The sequence below is a fragment of the Erwinia rhapontici genome (genome assembly GCF_020683125.1).
Taxonomy (GTDB): Bacteria; Pseudomonadota; Gammaproteobacteria; order Enterobacterales; family Enterobacteriaceae; genus Erwinia; species Erwinia rhapontici.
Genome location: NZ_CP085627.1, coordinates 3,762,261 through 3,782,011 on the forward strand (window position 1 = coordinate 3,762,261; position 19,751 = coordinate 3,782,011).

At 55.1% G+C, this 19,751-nt stretch carries 18 protein-coding genes; 3 read left to right on the forward strand and 15 right to left on the reverse strand.

Annotation, left to right across the window (positions count from 1 at the left end):
* Window positions 1–42 precede the first annotated feature (42 nt).
* The 5 genes from glnB to purL all read right to left on the reverse strand — a co-directional run bounded on the left by glnB (window position 43) and on the right by purL (window position 8,556).
* The gene (gene glnB, locus LJN55_RS17395; protein WP_062744629.1) at window positions 43–381 is read right to left on the reverse strand and encodes a nitrogen regulatory protein P-II; all 339 of its coding nucleotides are present in this window, start codon (window positions 379–381) and stop codon (window positions 43–45) included.
* Window positions 382–557: 176 nt separating this feature from the next.
* The gene (glrR, locus tag LJN55_RS17400; RefSeq protein WP_133845848.1) at window positions 558–1,892 is read right to left on the reverse strand and encodes a two-component system response regulator GlrR; all 1,335 of its coding nucleotides are present in this window, start codon (window positions 1,890–1,892) and stop codon (window positions 558–560) included.
* Window positions 1,889–2,620, reverse strand: coding sequence for a two-component system QseEF-associated lipoprotein QseG (gene qseG, locus LJN55_RS17405; protein WP_227534945.1), 732 nt, complete (start codon window positions 2,618–2,620; stop codon window positions 1,889–1,891). Before qseG ends, glrR begins: the two co-directional genes overlap by 4 nt.
* Entirely contained in the window at window positions 2,620–4,050 is a 1,431-nt protein-coding gene (locus tag LJN55_RS17410; protein ID WP_133845846.1) for a sensor histidine kinase, read from the reverse strand. Before LJN55_RS17410 ends, qseG begins: the two co-directional genes overlap by 1 nt.
* Before the next feature lie 621 nt (window positions 4,051–4,671).
* On the reverse strand, window positions 4,672–8,556 hold the full coding sequence (gene purL / locus LJN55_RS17415; RefSeq protein WP_227534946.1) for a phosphoribosylformylglycinamidine synthase: 3,885 nt from the start codon (window positions 8,554–8,556) through the stop codon (window positions 4,672–4,674).
* Window positions 8,557–8,826: 270 nt separating this feature from the next.
* On the opposite strand from purL, the gene mltF reads away from it, so the two are divergent.
* A complete protein-coding gene (mltF, locus tag LJN55_RS17420) occupies window positions 8,827–10,284 on the forward strand; it encodes a membrane-bound lytic murein transglycosylase MltF (RefSeq protein ID WP_227534947.1) in 1,458 nt (485 codons plus the stop codon).
* A gap of 43 nt (window positions 10,285–10,327) precedes the next feature.
* Here mltF and tadA read toward each other — a convergent pair whose 3' ends face one another.
* From tadA to murQ, 4 genes are read right to left on the reverse strand one after another with little or no spacing between them, the layout of a single operon-like run.
* Window positions 10,328–10,837, reverse strand: a complete 510-nt coding sequence (tadA, locus tag LJN55_RS17425) for a tRNA adenosine(34) deaminase TadA (RefSeq protein WP_197931309.1) — start codon at window positions 10,835–10,837, stop codon at window positions 10,328–10,330.
* Window positions 10,838–10,878: 41 nt separating this feature from the next.
* Window positions 10,879–11,517: a phosphatidylglycerophosphatase C gene (gene yfhb, locus LJN55_RS17430; RefSeq protein WP_133845842.1), complete on the reverse strand. Its 639-nt coding sequence runs from the start codon at window positions 11,515–11,517 to the stop codon at window positions 10,879–10,881.
* Window positions 11,518–11,520: 3 nt separating this feature from the next.
* Window positions 11,521–12,885, reverse strand: coding sequence for a PTS transporter subunit EIIC (locus LJN55_RS17435; protein ID WP_133845841.1), 1,365 nt, complete (start codon window positions 12,883–12,885; stop codon window positions 11,521–11,523).
* Between the two features lie 17 nt (window positions 12,886–12,902).
* Window positions 12,903–13,799 carry an N-acetylmuramic acid 6-phosphate etherase gene (gene murQ / locus LJN55_RS17440; RefSeq protein WP_227534948.1) on the reverse strand — a complete coding sequence of 299 codons (897 nt, stop codon included), beginning with the start codon at window positions 13,797–13,799 and terminating at the stop codon, window positions 12,903–12,905.
* Between the two features lie 187 nt (window positions 13,800–13,986).
* Between murQ and LJN55_RS17445 the strand changes: the two genes are divergently transcribed.
* Together LJN55_RS17445 and LJN55_RS17450 are read left to right on the forward strand one after the other, a co-directional pair.
* Entirely contained in the window at window positions 13,987–14,826 is an 840-nt protein-coding gene (locus LJN55_RS17445) for a MurR/RpiR family transcriptional regulator (RefSeq protein WP_133845964.1), read from the forward strand.
* A 58-nt stretch (window positions 14,827–14,884) separates the two neighbouring features.
* Window positions 14,885–15,139, forward strand: a complete 255-nt coding sequence (locus LJN55_RS17450; RefSeq protein ID WP_133845839.1) for a YfhL family 4Fe-4S dicluster ferredoxin — start codon at window positions 14,885–14,887, stop codon at window positions 15,137–15,139.
* Here the strand turns inward: LJN55_RS17450 and acpS are convergent.
* From acpS to lepB, 6 genes are all read right to left on the reverse strand, one after another.
* Window positions 15,136–15,516, reverse strand: coding sequence for a holo-ACP synthase (acpS, locus tag LJN55_RS17455; RefSeq protein ID WP_159338031.1), 381 nt, complete (start codon window positions 15,514–15,516; stop codon window positions 15,136–15,138). The genes LJN55_RS17450 and acpS overlap by 4 nt on opposite strands.
* Window positions 15,516–16,247 (reverse strand): pyridoxine 5'-phosphate synthase, encoded by a 732-nt coding sequence (gene pdxJ, locus LJN55_RS17460; protein ID WP_133845837.1) that lies wholly within the window; start codon window positions 16,245–16,247, stop codon window positions 15,516–15,518. Before pdxJ ends, acpS begins: the two co-directional genes overlap by 1 nt.
* Before the next feature lie 74 nt (window positions 16,248–16,321).
* Entirely contained in the window at window positions 16,322–17,059 is a 738-nt protein-coding gene (recO, locus tag LJN55_RS17465; protein ID WP_133845836.1) for a DNA repair protein RecO, read from the reverse strand.
* 5 nt (window positions 17,060–17,064) lie between these two features.
* On the reverse strand, window positions 17,065–17,970 hold the full coding sequence (gene era, locus LJN55_RS17470; protein ID WP_133845835.1) for a GTPase Era: 906 nt from the start codon (window positions 17,968–17,970) through the stop codon (window positions 17,065–17,067).
* A complete protein-coding gene (rnc, locus tag LJN55_RS17475; protein WP_133845834.1) occupies window positions 17,967–18,647 on the reverse strand; it encodes a ribonuclease III in 681 nt (226 codons plus the stop codon). The genes era and rnc overlap by 4 nt, the downstream gene beginning before the upstream one ends.
* A 140-nt stretch (window positions 18,648–18,787) precedes the next feature.
* Window positions 18,788–19,723, reverse strand: a complete 936-nt coding sequence (gene lepB / locus LJN55_RS17480) for a signal peptidase I (RefSeq protein ID WP_133845833.1) — start codon at window positions 19,721–19,723, stop codon at window positions 18,788–18,790.
* Window positions 19,724–19,751: the final 28 nt, after the last annotated feature.

A 19,751-nucleotide genomic window follows, 5' to 3' on the forward strand; every position in this document is an offset into this window, starting at 1 on the left:
CCGCGCAATGCGGTCAGCCCGTTGGGACCCCGAAAACGACAATCAGATCGCTTCTTCGTCTTCCTCGCCAGTACGAATACGCACCACGCGCGCAACGTCGAACACGAAGATTTTACCATCGCCGATTTTACCGGTCTGCGCCGTACGCATGATGGTATCAACGCAGGTATCCACGATGTCGTCCGCAATCACGATTTCGATTTTCACTTTTGGCAGAAAATCGACCATGTACTCTGCGCCACGATACAGCTCGGTGTGGCCCTTCTGACGACCAAAGCCTTTCACTTCAGTCACGGTCATCCCGGTGATGCCGACTTCCGCCAGCGCTTCACGCACATCATCCAGTTTGAACGGTTTGATAATTGCATCAATCTTTTTCATGGCAGACCCTTTTCTCTCCCTCCGTGCCCGGACGGATAATCAGTTAACTATATACCCGTTACGCTCAGCCTGCCTGCGCACGGGCAGCAGACCGAACATGTCTGAGGTATACCGGACGTCCGTCTCTTTTCAGGCAGCTAAACTACCATAATCAGGCAGCGTTACCGCAGTGAAAATTATTCTTTAAAATCGGCAGCATCCAACTCATGACGCGATAACAGTTTATAGAACTCAGTACGGTTACGCCCCGCCAGCCTTGCCGCGTTAGTCACATTGCCTTTGGTCATTTGCAACAATTTACGCAGATAATTGAGTTCAAACTGGTTGCGGGCTTCAGCAAAAGTAGGCAGCGCGGTATTTTCTCCTGCCAGCGCCTGTTCCACCAGCGCCTCTCCAATCACTGGCGCGGAGGTCAGCGCGACACACTGTTCAATCACATTCACCAGTTGCCTGACGTTGCCCGGCCAGGCAGCGGCAATCAGACGTCGCATGGCATCGGTGGAAAAGCTACGTACAAAAGGTTTGTGCCGTTCAGCCGACTGCTTCAACAGATGATTGGCCAGCAGGGGAATATCTTCTGCCCGCTCATGCAGTGCAGGGATCTTCAGATTCACCACGTTAAGACGATAAAACAGATCTTCGCGAAACTCTTTCTTTTCCATCGCTTTTGGCAGATCGCGATGGGTGGCAGAGACAATACGCACATCAATGTCGAGGTCGCGGTTACTGCCAAGCGGGCGGACCTTACGCTCCTGCAAGACGCGCAGCAATTTCACCTGCAACGCCTGCGGCATGTCACCAATTTCATCGAGGAACAGCGTGCCGCCCTCTGCGGCCTGAAACAGCCCTTCACGACTGCTGACGGCACCGGTAAAGGCCCCTTTCGCATGACCAAACAGTTCTGATTCCAGCAGTTGTTCCGGTAACGCGCCGCAGTTAATAGCGATAAAGGCTTTACCTGCACGCGGGCTGGCCGCGTGGATAGCCTGCGCCAGCACTTCTTTGCCAGTTCCGCTCTGTCCGTTAATCAGTACACTGACATCCGACTGCGCCACCATGCGCGCCTGCTCCAGCAGGCGCAGCATCAGCGGGCTACGGGTGACAATGCTTTCGCGCCAGGCTTCATCGCTGGTCGGCGCCCGATGGACCAGGGCATCATCTATCGCTTTATACAGCGCATCACGATCGACCGGTTTAGTCAGGAAACTGAATACGCCCTGCTGAGTTGCCGCCACGGCATCCGGAATGGAACCGTGGGCGGTAAGAATAATGACCGGCATGCCTGGCTGGAGCTTCTGGATTTCAGCGAACAGCGCCATACCGTCCATTTCGTCCATACGCAGATCGCTGATCACCAGATCAAGCGTATCGCGGTTAAGCACGCGCAGCGCGTCCGGACCACTTTCAGCGGTAGTAACGCTGAACCCTTCACTGCTCAGACGCATCCCCAGCAATTTCAGCAGGCTGGGGTCATCATCTACCAGCAGTAACCGTGCCGATTTTTTGATCATGGATTGTCATCATCCTGTGACGCGTTATCAGCCGGGTTGTTTTTGTCATTACCGTGGCTGTTGGTGTCAGTGGCATCCGGGGAGCGACGCGAAGAGAGTCGGCGTTCAATATCCGTCAGCGTATCAAGTTTGCGCCGGGTGACAGCGAGATCGTTCTTCAGGGCGATTTGCTGCTGACGCAGCCCATCCAGTTGACCATCACTGCTCTCCTGAAGGTGGGCATAACGCATCCGCTCTTCGGATAGCTGTAAAAGCGATCCCTGCCCTTCACGCCACAACATCATTAACGGGCGCACAGAGGCCGGATAATCATAGCTGTAACTGTCCAGACGGTTCAAATACTGGCGACGCTCAACGGGGGTAATATTGCCATTATTCAACAATACGGCCTGTTTGAAGGCACTCTGCCAGTTATCCGTTGGCCAGCGCCGTGCTTCAGCACGTGCATCGGCTGGCGATAGCCGGATGCCACAGTCAATAGCGCGCAGCCAGTAAAGAGGATTACCCGTTGCGGCCTCATCGTTAAATGCCCATATATGCTCACAGGACACCAGCTGATAGTCGACGATTTTAACATCAGGCTCATTCAGTGTGATATCGGCGCGGCTGGCCACCTTTTGCGACGGCTGCTGGCTACACCCCAGCAGGCCAAACGCCAGTATGAAGGCGCCGGTCAGTCTGCCTATACGCCTGTGTTGCAGTAAGGCAGAAAAACGTGATGATTGCATTATAATAACGTCCCGGCGGTAGTGTTTAATTCGATGCGAAAGCAGACATCAGCATCAACGCTGTCGATCAGTTGCAGATCGCCCTGCAGCCGGCGCAGGCAGTCTTTCGCAATGCTTAATCCCAGCCCGCTTCCTTTTACCGCGCCTTTGCGCTGTAGATTTCCCTGGAAGAACGGTTCAAAGATCATTGCTCGCTCAGCCGCAGGAATAGGCGGGCCGGTATTTGCGACCTCAATCACCACGCGGTTTCCTTGCTGAAGACTGCGGATCCAGATATTTCCAGATTCAGCGCCGTAGTGTACCGCATTGGAGTAAAGATTATCGATTGCCCTCAACAACAACGTCGGTTCGGCACGACAGCTGTCAGCCTTAAGGTCGATGTTGATATGGAGTTGTTTAGCGCGGGCCGTGAGGCTGTGAGCGGCAACCAGTGAGTCGATCAGCGGCCGCAGCTGAACATCTTCCAGCGCTACCGGGCCATCAGCCAGCTTTCGGTTGTAGTCCAGCAGCTGTTCAATCAGCGTTTGCAGATGACGACTGCTGTCGTTAAGAATGCTGACCACCTCTTTCTGGTCAGCAGTCAGCGGCCCGGCAACCTCGTCAGCCAGCAATTCAGTGCCCTCACGCATGCTGGCCAGCGGTGTTTTTAATTCATGGGAAATATGGCGGAGAAACTCATGACGCTGCGACTCCAGCCAGGCCAGCCGCTCACTGAGCCAGATAATACGCTGTCCGAGTGAACGGAGCTCACGCGGGCCTTTGAACGCCAGACTGTGCCCCAGCGGCCGCCCTTCCCCCAGACGATTAATCATGCGTTCTACCGCTTTTACCGGGCCGATAATCATACGGGTAAACAGCAACACCAGCCCCAGGCTGAGCAGGAAAAGAATCAATGCCTGCCAGCCAAAATACTGGCCGCGTTCGGCAATCTCTCGTTGCAGTTGTAACCCACGTGAGAACACCACTTCACGTGTAGCCTGAACCAGTTGACCGTTGGCGGCAGAGAACAGCTCGAGCTGATCGGCGGCCTGCGACACCGGGCTGCTGTTTTCGCATTTCATCTGGCTGAGTTGAGTGAGGTTCTGACGCAGGCTTTGCCAGGTACGAATATCCGGCAGTACCGGGGCGTGGGCATCCAGCATTTGTGAATAGCGGCTGCGCTGCGTCTGGTAGAGGCGTGCCAGCATCGGATCATCTAACACGCAATACTGGCGGTAGCTACGTTCCAGTTCCAGGGCGGTACGGGCCATGGCTTCGCTGCGACGCACATCGGTCAGCGTGGTGCGATTGGTATCGGCCGCCCGGTCGCTCAGCGCCGAGAGGCTTTCCCATGCCTGCCAGGCCAGCACCAGCAGCGGTAATAACACCAGTAAAAACGCCATCAGCACCAGCTGACGTAGCGATCGCGGTAACAGACGCCATTTCTTCACGACACAATTTCTCTTTCCAGGAGTTAGGGCGATGCTAGCTGAGAGTGAGCAGAGAAGAAAGTGTGAAAGCGTAAAATGAAAATGGCCGGTTCACTGAACCGGCCACTGGCGTTACGCCGGTGAGCCAGCGTAACTGAATAGGTGGTGCCTTACTCAACGTTGCGTCCGATGTTTGATAACGTCACAGAGTGAACGATTATCGGTGAGGTGGACGACAGGCACCGTATTGTGCGTCATTCTGGGTGTTATGAGCACTTGTCCGCTTACGCAGGGCTGTCATAACCAGGTGAATGAGCCACTGAGGTGATTATAGCAATTAACATGCCACATTGAAAATAAATTTATAAGCCATTAATAAATAAAACCTTATACATTGGAAGTATTCATCGGGCAGGTAATTTTGACCATCGGGTCCGGTTAAGTGTCGCCATATAACAACACCCACAGATAAATTTAATTTTTACCATTAAAATCAATAAATTAAACGTCTCCATTTAACGACAACTCACATCTAATTTGTTGTGAAATGGCAACACTCCCCTGCTAATCCCTTTCAGACAGGCGAAAAAAAACCGGCCACACGTTCAGGCCGGTTTATTACCATCGCGTCAACGCAGAGGATTAGCCCAGTTGTTTACGCGCATTGCGGAAGATACGCATCCACGGGCTGTCTTCGCCCCATTCTGCCGGGTGCCATGAGTTGCTGACCGTGCGGAACACACGCTCCGGGTGCGGCATCATGATGGTCACGCGACCGCTTTCATTGGTCACCGCCGTGATTCCGTTCGGGGAACCGTTCGGGTTCGCCGGGTACTGCTGGGTCACTTTGCCAAAGTTATCCACAAAGCGTAGCGCCACAAGACCTTTGTTTTCCAGCTGGGCCAGATGAGCATCATTACGCACTTCCACGAAGCCTTCACCATGCGATACGGCGATTGGCATACGGGAACCGACCATGCCGTCCAGCAGCAGAGACGGGCTGGCCGCCACTTCAACCAGGCTGAAGCGGGCTTCAAAACGCTCGGACTGGTTGCGCACAAAGCGGGGCCACTCTTCACTGCCCGGAATCAGTTCACGCAGATTAGACATCATCTGACAGCCGTTACAGACGCCCAGTGCCAGTGTCTGTGGACGGTGGAAGAAGGTTTCGAACTCGTCACGTACGCGGGCATTAAACAGAATCGACTTCGCCCAGCCTTCACCCGCACCCAGCACGTCACCGTAAGAGAAGCCGCCACAGGCAACCAGCGCCTGCACGTCATCCAGACCACGACGGCCAGCCAGCAGGTCGCTCATATGCACGTCTACCGCATCAAACCCGGCACGATGGAAGGCCGCGGCCATTTCAACATGGGAGTTAACGCCCTGCTCACGCAGTACAGCCACTTTAGGGCGCGCACCGGTCGCAATATAAGGCGCAGCAATATCTTCCTGCGGCTTAAAGGTCAGTGCAACGTTGAGGCCCGGATCGCGATCGTCTTTCTTCGCGTCATGCTCCTGATCGGCACAGACTGGGTTATCGCGCAGACGCTGCATCTGCCAGGTGGTTTCAGCCCACCAGGTACGCAGCGTGGTACGGCTTTCGCTGTATACGACAGAGCCGCCGGAAGTGACCACAAAACGATCCCCTTCCACGGCCTGGCCCAGCACATGCACACAGTCAGCTAACCCATGAGCGGCAAAGACCTGCTCAACCGCCGCACGATCAGCCGCTGCGACCTGAATCACCGCACCCAGCTCTTCGTTAAACAGGGCAGCCAGGCTATCGCTGCCCAGTGCCGCGATGTCGACGTCTACACCGCAGTGACCTGTGAAGGCCATTTCAGCCAGCGTGACCAGCAGGCCGCCGTCAGAACGGTCGTGGTAGGCCAGCAGTTTGCCGTCGGCCACCAGCGCCTGGATGGCATTATAGAAACCAGCCAGTTGCTGCACATCACGCACATCGGCAGGCTTATCACCCAGCTGACGGTAAACCTGTGACAGCGCCGTTGCGCCGAGGGCGTTGACCCCTTTGCCCAGGTCGATCAGCAGTAGCGCGTTATCACCGGTCTGCAACTGCGGGGTGACGGTTTTACGCACGTCTTCCACACGGGCAAACGCGGTGATCACCAGGGACAGCGGAGAAGTCATCTCACGCTGCTCATTCCCCTGTTGCCAGCGGGTTTTCATCGACATAGAGTCTTTGCCGACCGGGATAGTGATACCCAGCGCCGGACACAGCTCTTCACCCACCGCTTTCACCGCTTCATACAGGCCGGCATCTTCACCCGGGTGACCGGCAGCGGCCATCCAGTTGGCTGACAGCTTGATGCGCGTCAGCGGGCCAATGTCGGTTGCCGCAATGTTGGTGAGTGCTTCGCCGACGGCCAGACGACCGGAGGCCGCAAAATCCAGCAGCGCGACAGGAGCACGTTCGCCCAGCGACATCGCTTCACCGTAGTAGCTGTCGAGGCTGGCGGTAGTCACCGCACAGTTCGCTACCGGGATCTGCCACGGGCCGACCATCTGGTCACGGGCAACCATACCGGTTACCGAACGGTCACCGATGGTGATCAGGAAGGTTTTTTCCGCCACGGTTGGCAGGTGCAGTACGCGATTCACGGCATCTGCAACAGTCATTCCCTCACGCACCAGCGCGTCACCTTTCACTTTCAGTGTGGTCACGTCACGGGTCATTTTCGGGGTTTTACCCAACAGCACGTCCAGCGGCATATCAATTGGCGTGTTGTCGAAATGGCTGTCAGCCAGCGACAGGTGCATCTCTTCGGTCGCTTCACCGATCACGGCGTACGGTGCGCGCTCACGTTTACACAGCGCATCAAACAGCGCCAGGCTATCCGGCGATACAGCCAGAACATAACGTTCCTGAGATTCGTTACACCACACTTCCAGCGGGCTCATGCCTGGCTCATCGTTAAGGATGTCACGCAGGTTGAAACGACCGCCACGTTCGCCGTCGCTCACCAGCTCCGGCATGGCGTTAGACAGACCGCCCGCGCCCACGTCATGGATAAACAGAATCGGGTTCTCTTCACCCAACTGCCAGCAGCGGTCAATCACTTCCTGGCAACGACGTTCCATTTCCGGGTTGTCGCGCTGTACGGAAGCGAAATCGAGATCCGCGTCAGACTGGCCTGAGGCCATTGAAGACGCCGCTCCGCCACCCAGGCCGATGTTCATTGCCGGGCCACCCAGCACGATCAGCTTGGCACCAATGGTGATTTCACCTTTCTGCACGTGGTCGGCACGAATGTTACCGATACCGCCTGCCAGCATGATCGGTTTGTGGTAACCGCGCAGCTCTTCGCCGTTATGGCTGTTAACGCGTTCTTCGTAGGTACGGAAGTAACCCGTCAGCGCCGGACGACCAAATTCGTTGTTAAATGCCGCGCCACCCAGAGGGCCTTCGGTCATGATGTCCAGTGCCGTCACAATACGGTCCGGCTTACCGAAATCTTCTTCCCACGGCTGTTCAAAGCCCGGGATACGCAGGTTAGAAACAGAGAAGCCGACCAGACCCGCTTTCGGTTTAGCGCCACGCCCGGTTGCGCCTTCATCACGAATTTCGCCACCGGAACCGGTCGCCGCACCCGGCCACGGAGAAATCGCCGTTGGGTGGTTATGGGTTTCAACCTTCATCAGGATATGCGCATCTTCCTGATGGAAATCATAGCGGCCCTGTGGATCGGCGTAGAAGCGCCCTACCTGAGAACCTTCCATAACGGCCGCATTGTCTTTATACGCTGACAGCACATGGTCCGGGGTTTTCTCGAAGGTATTTTTGATCATCTTGAACAGCGATTTCGGCTGCGTTTTGCCATCAATCACCCAGTCGGCGTTGAAGATTTTATGACGGCAGTGCTCAGAGTTAGCCTGAGCAAACATATACAGCTCGATATCGTTCGGGTTGCGCCCGAGTTTTTCAAACGCCGCCTGCAGGTAGTCGATTTCGTCATCGGCCAGTGCCAGGCCCAGTTTGATATTGGCCTGAACCAGCGCGTTGCGGCCTTCACCCAGCAGGTCGACGCTTTGCAGCGGTGCAGGCTGATGATGAGCAAACAGCGCATCGGCCTGGCTCAGATCGGCAAAGACGGTTTCCATCATGCGGTCATGCAGCAGTGCAGCCAGCTCTGACCACTGCGCTTCGCTCAACTGCGGTGCCTTCACATAGAAGGCCAAGCCGCGCTCAAGACGCAGTACCTGAGGGAGATCGCAGTTGTGGGCGATGTCTGTCGCTTTCGAAGACCACGGCGAGATAGTGCCAGGACGCGGAGTGACCAGCAGCAGGCGGCCTTCCGGGGTATGTTCAGCCAGAGAGGGACCGTATTTCAGCAGACGCTGCAAACGGGATTTTTCATCCTCGCTCAGCGGCGCGCTGACATCGGCAAAATGGACGTACTCAGCGTAAATATCACTCACCGGCAGGTGAGCATCCTGAAAGCGGGTCAGCAGTTTGTTAATACGAAATGCCGACAGAGCGGGCGAACCACGCAGAATTTCCATCATTAAAGATCTCTCGTCTCGAAGCGCCGGGCGACGCTTCATTGGGCGCAACAGGGGAAAACGGGCGGTATTATAGAGAATCCCCACCGGTTACGAAACCGTTTGCGCAGAATTAATCGCGATAAGGAATTGACTGAAAAACGCACAAAACAGGTGGATTTCAGTTGCGGAGCTGCGCGGAGTTGAGCAGAATGCCCCACGCTCAGGACCAATTATAGACAATAAATACTGCCATAGAAGACAGATACCTGAGAACCATCGAGAGATAACTATTTGAAACGCCTTAAATTTAATTATCTGCTGGTCGGGCTGATCACCGTGCTTCTTGCGCTGGCACTGTGGCCCTCGATACCGTGGTACGGCGGTTCGACCGACCGTATCGCACAGATAAAATCGCGGGGAGTGCTGCGTATCAGCACCATAAATTCTCCGCTGACTTACTACACAGTCAATCAATCCCCAGCGGGTATGGACTACGAGCTGGCGAAGCGCTTCGCCGATTATTTAGGGGCTAAGCTGGAAATCACCGTGCGTCCGAACCTGGGCGATCTGTTTGATGACCTCGAAGATGATAAAGCCGACATGCTGGCGGCAGGGTTAATTTACAATAATGAACGGCTGGCGCGTTTTCGTGCGGGTCCGTCTTACTATTCTGTTTCACAACAGCTGGTGTACCGTATCGGCGCACCACGGCCGAAAAATTTGGGCGATCTGAAGGGGCGCCTGACGGCGGCGTCAGGATCGGCTTATCTGTCGACCCTGCGTGAAATGAAAGCGCATCAGTACCCCGATCTTGACTGGGCGATCTCGACCGATCAAACGCCTCAGGGCCTGCTGGAAGCCGTGGCCGATGGCAAACTCGACTATACCGTGGGCGATTCCGTCACTATCGCGCTGATGCAGCGCATCCATCCACAGCTGGCAGTGGCTTTTGATATCACGGATGAAGAGCCGGTCACTTGGTATGTCCAGCGTGAACAGGATGACAGCATGAATGCCGCGCTACTCGACTTCTTTAATCAGATGGGCGAAGAAGGCGCAATGGCCCGTCTGGATGAGAAGTACCTGGGGCACGTCGGCACGTTCGATTATGTCGATACTCGCACCTTTCTGCGTGCCATTGACGGAACGCTGCCAGACTTCCAGCCACTTTTCGAGAAGTACGCGCAGGTTATTGACTGGCGTTTACTGGCAGCCATCTCTTACCAGGAGTCCCACTGGAACCCACAGGCCACATCCCCGACTGGCGTGCGTGGCCTGATGATGCTGACGCGCAATACTGCGGATAGCCTGAATGTCAGTGACAGGACCGATCCGGAACAGAGCATTCGTGGCGGCAGTGAGTATCTGGTGCGTATGATGGAAAAGGTACCGCCAACGATCCCTGAAGACGAACGCATCTGGTTTGCTCTGGCGGCGTATAACATGGGTTACGCCCATATGCTGGACGCGCGTAAACTGACGGATAAACAGAAGGGTAATCCGGATAGCTGGGCCGACGTGAAGATTCGCCTGCCGATGCTCAGCCAGAAACGCTATTACAGCCAGACCAGTTACGGCTATGCCCGCGGCCATGAAGCCTATGCCTATGTGGAAAATATCCGCAAATACCAGATAAGCCTTGTCGGCTATTTGCAGGATCAGGAAAGAAAGCTGGCACAACAGGCGGCAACGGAAGCCGAACTGGGTAACGGCTATCCAACGGTTGAAGCGAAAATCGCATTGAACTGATGACTCAGCTCAGACAGGCGGACCGAAAAAAGAAGGTCCGTCCCTACGGGCGCTGGGCCTTCTTTTCGGCACGCCGCTGGCGGAAAAATTCACTCAGCAGCGCAGCACACTCTTCAGCAAGGACCCCCTGCTCAATCTGCACCTGATGATTCATCCCCGGGTGTCGCAGCACATCAAGCAGCGAACCGGCTGCCCCGGTTTTTGCATCTCGCGCGCCAAAGACCAGACGTCCAATACGACCGTGTACCATCGCCCCCGCGCACATCACGCAGGGTTCCAGCGTGACGTACAGTGTGGTATCCAGCAGGCGGTAATTTTCAATGACTTTGCCGCCCTGACGTATTGCCATCATTTCGGCATGCGCCGTTGGGTCATGGTGACCAATCGGGCGGTTCCAGCCTTCACCAATCACCCTTCCTTCATGCACCAGAACGGCACCCACCGGCACTTCGCCCTCGTCCCAGGCGCGCTGAGCCAGTTGAAGCGCGTGGCGCATCCAGAATTCATCGTTAATGTCGGTCACCTGAGTCTCCAGCAAAAAAAAGCGCGGCATTATAGCGTTAAATGTCGCGGAGAGACTATCCTGCCAGACGCTTATTCCAACTGTTGTAACTCACCTACAGGTGTCACTCGGAAACGATGCTGGCAGAAAAACAGCAGTGGGTTATCCTGCTTGCTGTCGCTGTAACCGCTGTAAAGTTGTAACGGCGTGCCAATTTGCTCTTCCAGCTGCGCGACCTTTTCATGGCCGAGGCAGCGCATCGAGAGTACCCGGCCACCATAAGCGCGTGACATCTGGCTGGCGATCAATTTGACGCGCGGCAAAAATGCGGAGTCAAAATAGACCTGTTCGACCAGCGGCTGCGGTGAACCGGTTATCAGCCAGACATCGGCATCTTCACTGCTGAGATAATCTGTCAGCCGCTGCTGCACTACGGGAAATGCGGTCACTCGCTGGCGGAACCAATGGGCAAACTGCTGCTCTCGTTCTGCCAGACGCGCTTCACTGCGGCCAAACGTAATCGACCATAGCAGCAGGCTCATCGGCCAGCGCGCCGCACGACCTTTAATCAGCAACCCAAGCCCTGTCACCGGCAGCAGTGGCACCACCAGCAATAAATTGAGCGGCTGACGCCACAATAGCCAGCGCATAAAAGTGCCAAACATATCCTGCTGGTGCAGGGTGCCATCAAGGTCAAAAAATACCACGCGTCGTTCCCGACTGGTTGTCAAACCTTACTCCTCAGGGTCATTGAAACCCATAAACCAGGCAAACAGGAAACCACAGATAACTGCGGTCAACCAGCCTGCCAGATACATCATGACCTTACCGGCCACAATCGTCAGTGCCAGTGGCAGCCCGGAAAGGCCAAACGTAATCAACGTGGCGACCTTAGCATAGCTAATGACCGCTCCGCCAACGGCGCCGCCGAGGCAGGCGGCAATAAACGGGCGCCCCAGCGGCAGGGTGACACCAAAAATCAACGGTTCGCCAATCCCAAGAATACCTACCGGCAGTGCACCTTTGACCAGTTTTTTCAGCCTTGCGTTACGTGTTTTGAGTAGTACCGCCAGCGATGCGCCAATCTGCCCTACCCCGGCCATGGCCAGGATCGGCAGCAGCGCATTCGCACCGTGCGCCTGAACCAGTTCAACGTGGATCGGCACCAGTCCCTGATGCAAACCGGTCAGCACCAGTGGCAGAAAGGTTCCGGCCAACAAGGCACCGACCAGCACACCACCGCGGTCGATCGCCAGTGTCGCCCCATGGGCAATCGTATCAGAGATCATCCCACCGACAGGCTGTAACAGTACAATAGCCAGTGATGCAGTAATAAGTGTAGTCAGAAGTGGGTTGAGGATCAGCTCCAGCGATTCGGGCAGACGCTGGCGCAGACGTTTTTCAATCCAGCACATCAGTACCACTACCAGCAGAACCGCTATTACCCCACCGCGCCCCGGTTGTAGCGGCTCACCAAATAACGTGATCTGCGCCAGTGCGGGGCTGGAGAGAATGCCCGCCATCACGCCACCCAGCGCGGTGGAACCGCCAAAAACTTTGGCGGTATTCACCCCAACCAGAATATTCATTATCGTGAAAACGGCACTGCCGAAGATCGCGGCCAGACCGATCAGATTAGGGTACTGCGTAGCAATATTCCCCACGATATCCGGACGTTTGATGATATTGATCAGCCCGGTGATCAAACCGGAGGCAATAAATGCCGGGATCAGCGGGATAAATACATTCGCCAGCTGACGTAATGCATCACTCAGCGGCGCACGATATTTCGCTTTCGCCTGTGCCTTGTTCTGCTGCACAGTATCGCCCGCCGCGATAACGCCTGCGGGTGAGATGAGGTTGCGCATCGCGTCCGTCACTTTTGCTGCCGCTCCGGGACCTGCGATAAACTGGTGCTGACTTCCCTGCTTCACGTACCCTTTTATCCCCTCCAGCTGACGCAGGTTATCCAGCGCCAGTTTGCTCTCATCAATGACTTCAACGCGTACCCGCGTCATACAGTTTTCCAGTCGGGCAATATTGGCAGCTCCGCCAATGCCCTGTAACAGCGCCTGTGCCAGCCGGGTGGATTTGTCCATGAGGGATCCTTTTTCCGTTATTCGTTAGAAAGTGCCGCGCGTAAAAATCCTTTATGCTGTGTCAGCCGCTGCTTTGCCTGCTCGGCCGGGAGATCCGCCAGGATCATTAAAATGGCCGTCTTAACTTCGTAGTGCACCTGCAGCAAGGCTGTTTCGGCCTGCTGAGCATCACAACCCGTTGCCTCCGATACCATACGCCGCGCACGGTCGACCAGTTTGATATTGGTCGCCTGCATGTCCACCATCAGGTTCTGGTACACCTTACCGATTTTCACCATGGCGCCAGTAGAGAGCATATTCAACACCAGCTTCTGTGCAGTGCCGGACTTCAGGCGGGTTGAACCGGTCAGTGCCTCCGGCCCGACAACCGGTGAAATAGCAATCTCTGCTTCGTGTGCGATCGGTGAGTCCGGGTTACAGGAGATCGCCGCAGTGCGGCAACCAAACTGCCGGGCATACCGCAACGCGCCAATGACGTAAGGCGTTCTGCCAGATGCGGCAATACCCACCACCATGTCGTTCACCGTCAGATTCAGCGCCTGTAAATCGCTGATGCCCAACTGCTGGTTATCTTCCGCTCCTTCCACCGCCTTGAGTAACGCACCAGGGCCACCGGCAATCAGCCCCACAATAACGCCATGCGCCACCCCAAAGGTAGGAGGACATTCGGATGCGTCCAGCACGCCGAGACGGCCGCTGGTGCCCGCCCCCATATAAATCAGGCGGCCGCCCGCGGTGAGCGCAGCAGCGGCCGCATCCACCGCCATTGCAACCTGCGGTAATGTCAGGGCAACGGCCGCAGCAACGGTCGCATCCTGCTGATTAAATTTAGACACCATCTCAAGCGTTGACAGATTGTCGAGGTCGAATGTGTCCGGGTTACGCGTTTCTGATACCAGTGAACCGAGATTCATTATTTCTCCTTTTGAATTTTTAATTCGAACTTAAGTTATAATAAATGAATATTTTATTCTACGCGACGACACATTTTCCCGTTCTTAATCATGGAAACCATTAAATGTCGCGTTAGACTTAGCCTGCTGAATGTTATCATTACAGATAATTCAATATGATGGGCCTGATTTCGCAAGAGGAAAAATGATGAGTTCATTGCTGCGTATCCGTCAGCTTTATCCTAGCCTGGCGCTGAACGAACGTCGGTTAGCTGACTACCTGCTGTCGCAGCCTGACCGGGCACGCCACCTGAGTTCACAAAAGCTGGCGGATGAATCAGGCGTCAGTCAGTCAAGCGTGGTAAAATTTGCGCAAAAACTCGGCTATAAAGGGTTCCCTGCACTGAAGCTGGCGCTGAGTGAATCGCTGGCCGAGAAAGATGCGATTACCGTGCATAACCATATTCTCAGCGATGATGCGCTGAAGGTGGTTGGCGAAAAACTGTTCACCGAGAAAAGCTCTGCCATTCGCGCTACGCTGGATATTAACAGTGAAGAGATGCTGCTGGAGACATTGCGTCTGCTGAAGCAGGCAAGGCGTATTGTGCTGGTCGGGATTGGTGCTTCAGGTCTGGTGGCGAAAGATTTTTCCTGGAAGCTAATGAAGATTGGCATCAGTGCCGTGGCCGAGCAGGATATGCATGCACTGCTGTCCAGCGTGCAGGCACTAGATGTGGGTGATGTGCTACTGGCTATCTCCTATACCGGTGAACGTCGCGAAATCAACCTCGCAGCACAGGAAGCACAGCGCATTGGTGCCACCGTGCTGGCCTTTACAGGCTTTACACCGAATACACTGCAACAGTCGGCCAGCCACTGTCTGTATACCGTTGCAGAAGAGCAGACAACACGCAGCGCCGCCATCTCGTCAACCACTGCGCAGTTGGCGCTGACAGACCTGCTGTTTATGGCGCTGATTCAGCGCGATCCAGAACGTGCTTCCAGTCATATTCGCCACAGTGAAGCGCTGGTGAAAAAGCTGGTTTGAGCCTGGAGTGCGCGTATAATACCCGCGCACTTTATCCTGTTAATGACTTGAGAGAATTATGGCACTGCTGATCACCAAAAAATGTATCAATTGCGATATGTGTGAACCGGAGTGCCCTAACGAAGCGATCTCAATGGGGGATGAATTCTACGAGATCGATACCGATCGCTGTACGGAGTGCATCGGCCATTACGACTCCCCCACCTGCCAGCAGGTGTGCCCGATTGATCATACGATTATCGTTGATCCGCTGCATATCGAGAGTCATGACCGACTGTGGGAAAAGTTCGTGGTGCTGCATCCTGCGGGCTAGCTCTCAATAATTACCGTCGCACAGGCATAGTGTCGTTCATCAGCCAGCGTAACGTGCACGTGCGCCACCCCCAGCTTCTTCGCCACTTCTTCAGCATGCTGGAAAAAACGCAGTCCGGGTTTACCCAGCTCGTCGTTATAGACTTCAAACTGATTAAACGCCAGGCCACCACGGATCCCGGTGCCAAAGGCTTTGGCTGCCGCTTCTTTTACCGCGAAACGCTTGGCGAGAAAACGCACCGGCTGCTGGTGTGCCTGGTACTGTGCCCACTCATTATCACTCAGCACACGCTTTGCCAGGCGGTCGCCGGACCGGGAGATCACCCCTTCAATGCGGGCGATCTCGACAATATCTGTACCCAGACCCAGGATTGCCATTAACGACGTGCTTCACGCATCAGCAGTTTCATCTCTTTCACTGCCTCAGCCAGACCGCTAAATACAGCACGCCCAATAATGGCATGCCCGATGTTCAGCTCGTGCATTTCTGGCAGAACGGCGATCGGTTGCACGTTGTGGTACGTCAGGCCGTGTCCGGCATTGACCTTCAGGCCTTTCCCGGCGGCATAGGTGGCAGCTTCAGCAATGCGCGCCAGCTCAGCATCGCGTGCCGTGCCTTCTTCGGCTTCAGCGTAAGCACCGGTGTGGATCTCGATATAAGGTGCACCGGCAGCAACAGCGGCATCAATCTGGCGATGGTCAGCATCGATAAACAGTGACACCAGGATGCCGGCATCATTCAGCCGTTTTACCGCCGCCGTCACTTTGTCCTGCTGTCCGGCCACATCCAGCCCACCTTCGGTCGTCACTTCTTCGCGCTTCTCAGGGACCAGACAACAGAAGTGCGGCAGGATGTCACAGGCAATGTCCACCATTTCATCCGTAACGGCCATTTCCAGGTTCATGCGTGTCTGGATGGTCTGACGCAGGATGCGCACATCGCGATCGGTGATATGACGGCGGTCTTCACGCAGATGCACGGTAATACCGTCTGCTCCTGCCTGCTCAGAGACAAATGCCGCCTGTACCGGATCCGGATAATGCGTACCACGTGCATTACGTACGGTAGCAACATGATCGATATTAACGCCCAACAACAGCTCTGCCATGATAGTCCTCTGAAGATCGCGAAAGGTTTTAGGGAGTGTACAACGTTCACGGCACGCAGGGATATTACCCGTGGCTATTCATCACCAGGAAGGGCTGCATCTGGTCGTTTTCTCGGCAAAAACTGGCGAAACAGTTCCGTGCTCTTTAGCGGTTTGCCCCCCAGATAAGGTTTAAGGGCAATGCGGGTAAAACGTTTGGCTGCGCGCAGGGTGTCTGCATCCGGGAATTCGCGCAGATACAGTGCGCGTAAATGGCGACCGGTAAAACTGCGATGCCCGACCACAAGACTGGCAATAAACCCCTTCTCTTCACGATAACTGTACGTCATGCCATCGGCGACTTCTTCGCCGCTGCCTGCGCAGTGAAGAAAATCGACGCCATAACCAAGATGACCCAGCATAGCCAGTTCAAAACGCCTGAGTGCAGGTTCGGGTGACCCGGCGTCAGCCGCCAGCGCCTGAATACAGTGCAGGTAGTCGAAGAAAAGCTCGCTAAAGGGGGTTTCATCTTCCAGCACGCGCGAAAGAAGTTCATTGACGTAGAGGCCGCAGTAGAGCGTTGTACCGCTGAGAGGAAGCGCCAGCGACACAGGTTCAGCGCCGCGCAGGGTTTTCACCTCGCCACGGCCGCCCCAGCGTACCAGCAGCGGCGTGAAGGGTTGCAACGCGCCCTTCAGACTGGAGCGCTTGGAACGGGCGCCTTTAGCCAGCACCCGTACCCTGCCATGCTGTTCAGAAAACAGGTCAAGCAGCAGGCTGGTTTCGCTCCAGGGACGTCCATGCAGGACAAATGCGCGTTGCCAGCCATCCATCAGTATCAGAGGTCGTCGGTATAGCCCAGGCTGCGTAAAGCGCGTTCATCATCCGCCCAGCCGGACTTCACTTTCACCCACAGTTCAAGGTGGACTTTCGCCTCAAACATCTCTTCCATATCACGGCGAGCTTCCGTACCGATGACTTTAATTTTGGCGCCTTTGTTACCGATCACCATTTTCTTCTGGCCTTCACGTTCGACCAGAATCAGACCATTGATCGTCAGACCACCACGCTCGTTCGTCAGGAACTGTTCGATCTCAACCGTGACGGAGTACGGCAGTTCGGCACCGAGGAAGCGCATCAGTTTTTCACGGATAATTTCAGACGCCATAAAGCGCTGGGAACGATCGGTGATGTAGTCTTCCGGGAAGTGATGTTCCGCTTCCGGCAGGCGCTTACGGACGATACTGGCGATAGTATCAACATTAGTGCCTTTTTCGGCTGAGATCGGCACCACATCCATAAAGTTCATCTGCTGACCCAGGAATTGCAGGTGTGGCAGTAGAATACTTTTGTCTGTGAGGTTGTCGACCTTGTTGATCGCTAACAGCACCGGTACTTTGCCGTCTTTCAGCTTATTCAGTACCATCTCATCGTCGGCAGTCCACTTGGTCCCTTCAACAACGAAGATCACAATTTCAACATCACCGATCGAGCTGCTGGCAGCACGGTTCATCAGGCGGTTGATCGCCCGTTTTTCTTCCATATGCAGGCCCGGGGTATCGACATAGATCGCCTGATAATCCCCTTCGGTATGGATGCCCATAATGCGGTGACGCGTGGTTTGCGGCTTACGCGAGGTGATGGAAATCTTCTGCCCCAATAACTGGTTCAGTAAGGTAGATTTACCAACGTTCGGACGGCCTACAATAGCAATAAAGCCGCAATGGGTAGTTTGTTCGCTCATTCAATTCCCAGCTTAATCAGCGCCTGTTCGGCTGCTGCCTGTTCAGCTTTGCGACGGCTGGATCCGGTTCCCACAACCGGTTCTGCCATGCCGCTTACCTGACAGTGAATAGTAAATTCCTGATCGTGCGCTTCGCCCCGAACCTGTACCACCAGATAGGATGGTAACGGCAGATGACGACCCTGCAAGAACTCCTGCAGACGCGTTTTTGGATCCTTTTGTTTATCGCCCGGGCTGATCTCATCAAGACGGCTAGCGTACCAGCTCAGGATGAGTTGTTCCACCGACTGAATGTCGCTGTCGAGGAATACCCCGCCAATCAGCGCTTCTACGGTGTCAGCCAGAATCGATTCACGGCGGTAGCCGCCGCTTTTCAGTTCACCCGGCCCAAGGCGCAGACACTCGCCAAGGTCAAATTCCCGTGCCATCTCTGCCAGCGTGTTGCCGCGAACCAGCGTGGCACGCATACGGCTCATGTCACCTTCATCCACGCGCGGGAAGCGCTGATAAAGGGCATTAGCAATCACGTAGCTCAGAATAGAGTCGCCCAGGAATTCCAGTCTTTCGTTGTGTTTACTGCTGGCACTACGGTGAGTCAGCGCCTGCTGTAACAATTCCTGATGGGTAAAAGTGTAGCCCAGCTTTCGTTGAAGCTTGTTAATTACGATGGGGTTCATGCGTTACCAATTTCTTAATGCGTCAATTATCCTGCACACGGAACAGGGCTGAGCCTGAACACCAACACGATCTGTTTCGTGTGCAGTGGCCTGCCAAACCTGGCAGACCACCCTTTGCTAATGTCGCCCGCAGGCGATCATTAATGAATGCCGCCGATACGACTCAGGCGAACGCCGGTTGGCCATTGGCCTTCCTGCTTATCAAAGCTCATCCAGATTGCGGTCGCTTTACCCACCAGATTACGCTCAGGAACAAAGCCCCAGTAACGGCTGTCAGCACTGTTATCACGGTTATCGCCCATCATAAAGTACATGCCTTCAGGCACGACCCAGGTGGACTGCGGCTGACCTGCCTGCTGGTAGTAAGAGCCTGGCTGGCTCGGTGCCTGTGCAATCAGTAAAATACGGTGAGTGACATCCCCCAGCGTCTCGTTGCGGGTGGCTAAACGCACGCCACCCTGCATCGTTTCACCTTTCGGCTTCTGGAAGAACCCGTTGCCCAGTTCATTACCACTGAAACCGCTGAAGGTCTGAATGAAGTCACTCTCTTCAACATCCGAGTAAGTGACGGGCAGCGCAGTAGATGTCTGCTGAATCGACACGGTTTTGCTCAGCGGATCGTAAGTCACCCGATCGCCCGGCAACCCGATGACACGCTTGATGTAATCCATGCTGGGATCTTTCGGGTATTTGAACACCGCGATATCGCCACGCTTCGGATGACCCGTTTCGATCAGCGTCGTTTGGGTAATCGGATCTTTAATGCCGTAGGCATATTTCTCCACCAGGATAAAATCACCGATTAACAGCGTCGGCATCATTGAACCTGACGGGATCTGGAACGGCTCATAAATAAACGAACGCACCACAAACACCACGAACAGCACCGGGAAAACCGAAGCCGTTGTTTCTACCCAACCTGGCTGTTTGTCTGCCTTGGTGGCTTCGATACCTTGTGCCTGCGCGGCAGCACGTTTCGCACGCCGGGCCGGTGCCCATTTATATTTGTCGATACACCAGACAATGCCGGTAATCAGCGTTGCTATCGCCAAAATCAGGGCGAACATATTAGCCATTCCAGTTCCCTCGAAGCCCGAAGCCGGG

Bases quoted from the DNA above. Each gene is read 5' to 3' on its own strand.
- glnB (WP_062744629.1), bottom strand. From the start codon at position 381: ATGAAAAAGATTGATGCAATTATCAAACCGTTCAAACTGGATGATGTG.
- glrR (WP_133845848.1), bottom strand. From the start codon at position 1,892: ATGATCAAAAAATCGGCACGGTTACTGCTGGTAGATGATGACCCCAGC.
- qseG (WP_227534945.1), bottom strand. From the start codon at position 2,620: ATGCAATCATCACGTTTTTCTGCCTTACTGCAACACAGGCGTATAGGC.
- purL (WP_227534946.1), bottom strand. From the start codon at position 8,556: ATGATGGAAATTCTGCGTGGTTCGCCCGCTCTGTCGGCATTTCGTATT.
- tadA (WP_197931309.1), bottom strand. From the start codon at position 10,837: ATGCCGCGCTTTTTTTTGCTGGAGACTCAGGTGACCGACATTAACGAT.
- LJN55_RS17435 (WP_133845841.1), bottom strand. From the start codon at position 12,885: ATGGACAAATCCACCCGGCTGGCACAGGCGCTGTTACAGGGCATTGGC.
- murQ (WP_227534948.1), bottom strand. From the start codon at position 13,799: ATGAATCTCGGTTCACTGGTATCAGAAACGCGTAACCCGGACACATTC.
- LJN55_RS17445 (WP_133845964.1), top strand. From the start codon at position 13,987: ATGAGTTCATTGCTGCGTATCCGTCAGCTTTATCCTAGCCTGGCGCTG.
- LJN55_RS17450 (WP_133845839.1), top strand. From the start codon at position 14,885: ATGGCACTGCTGATCACCAAAAAATGTATCAATTGCGATATGTGTGAA.
- acpS (WP_159338031.1), bottom strand. From the start codon at position 15,516: ATGGCAATCCTGGGTCTGGGTACAGATATTGTCGAGATCGCCCGCATT.
- pdxJ (WP_133845837.1), bottom strand. From the start codon at position 16,247: ATGGCAGAGCTGTTGTTGGGCGTTAATATCGATCATGTTGCTACCGTA.
- recO (WP_133845836.1), bottom strand. From the start codon at position 17,059: ATGGATGGCTGGCAACGCGCATTTGTCCTGCATGGACGTCCCTGGAGC.
- era (WP_133845835.1), bottom strand. From the start codon at position 17,970: ATGAGCGAACAAACTACCCATTGCGGCTTTATTGCTATTGTAGGCCGT.
- rnc (WP_133845834.1), bottom strand. From the start codon at position 18,647: ATGAACCCCATCGTAATTAACAAGCTTCAACGAAAGCTGGGCTACACT.
- lepB (WP_133845833.1), bottom strand. From the start codon at position 19,723: ATGGCTAATATGTTCGCCCTGATTTTGGCGATAGCAACGCTGATTACC.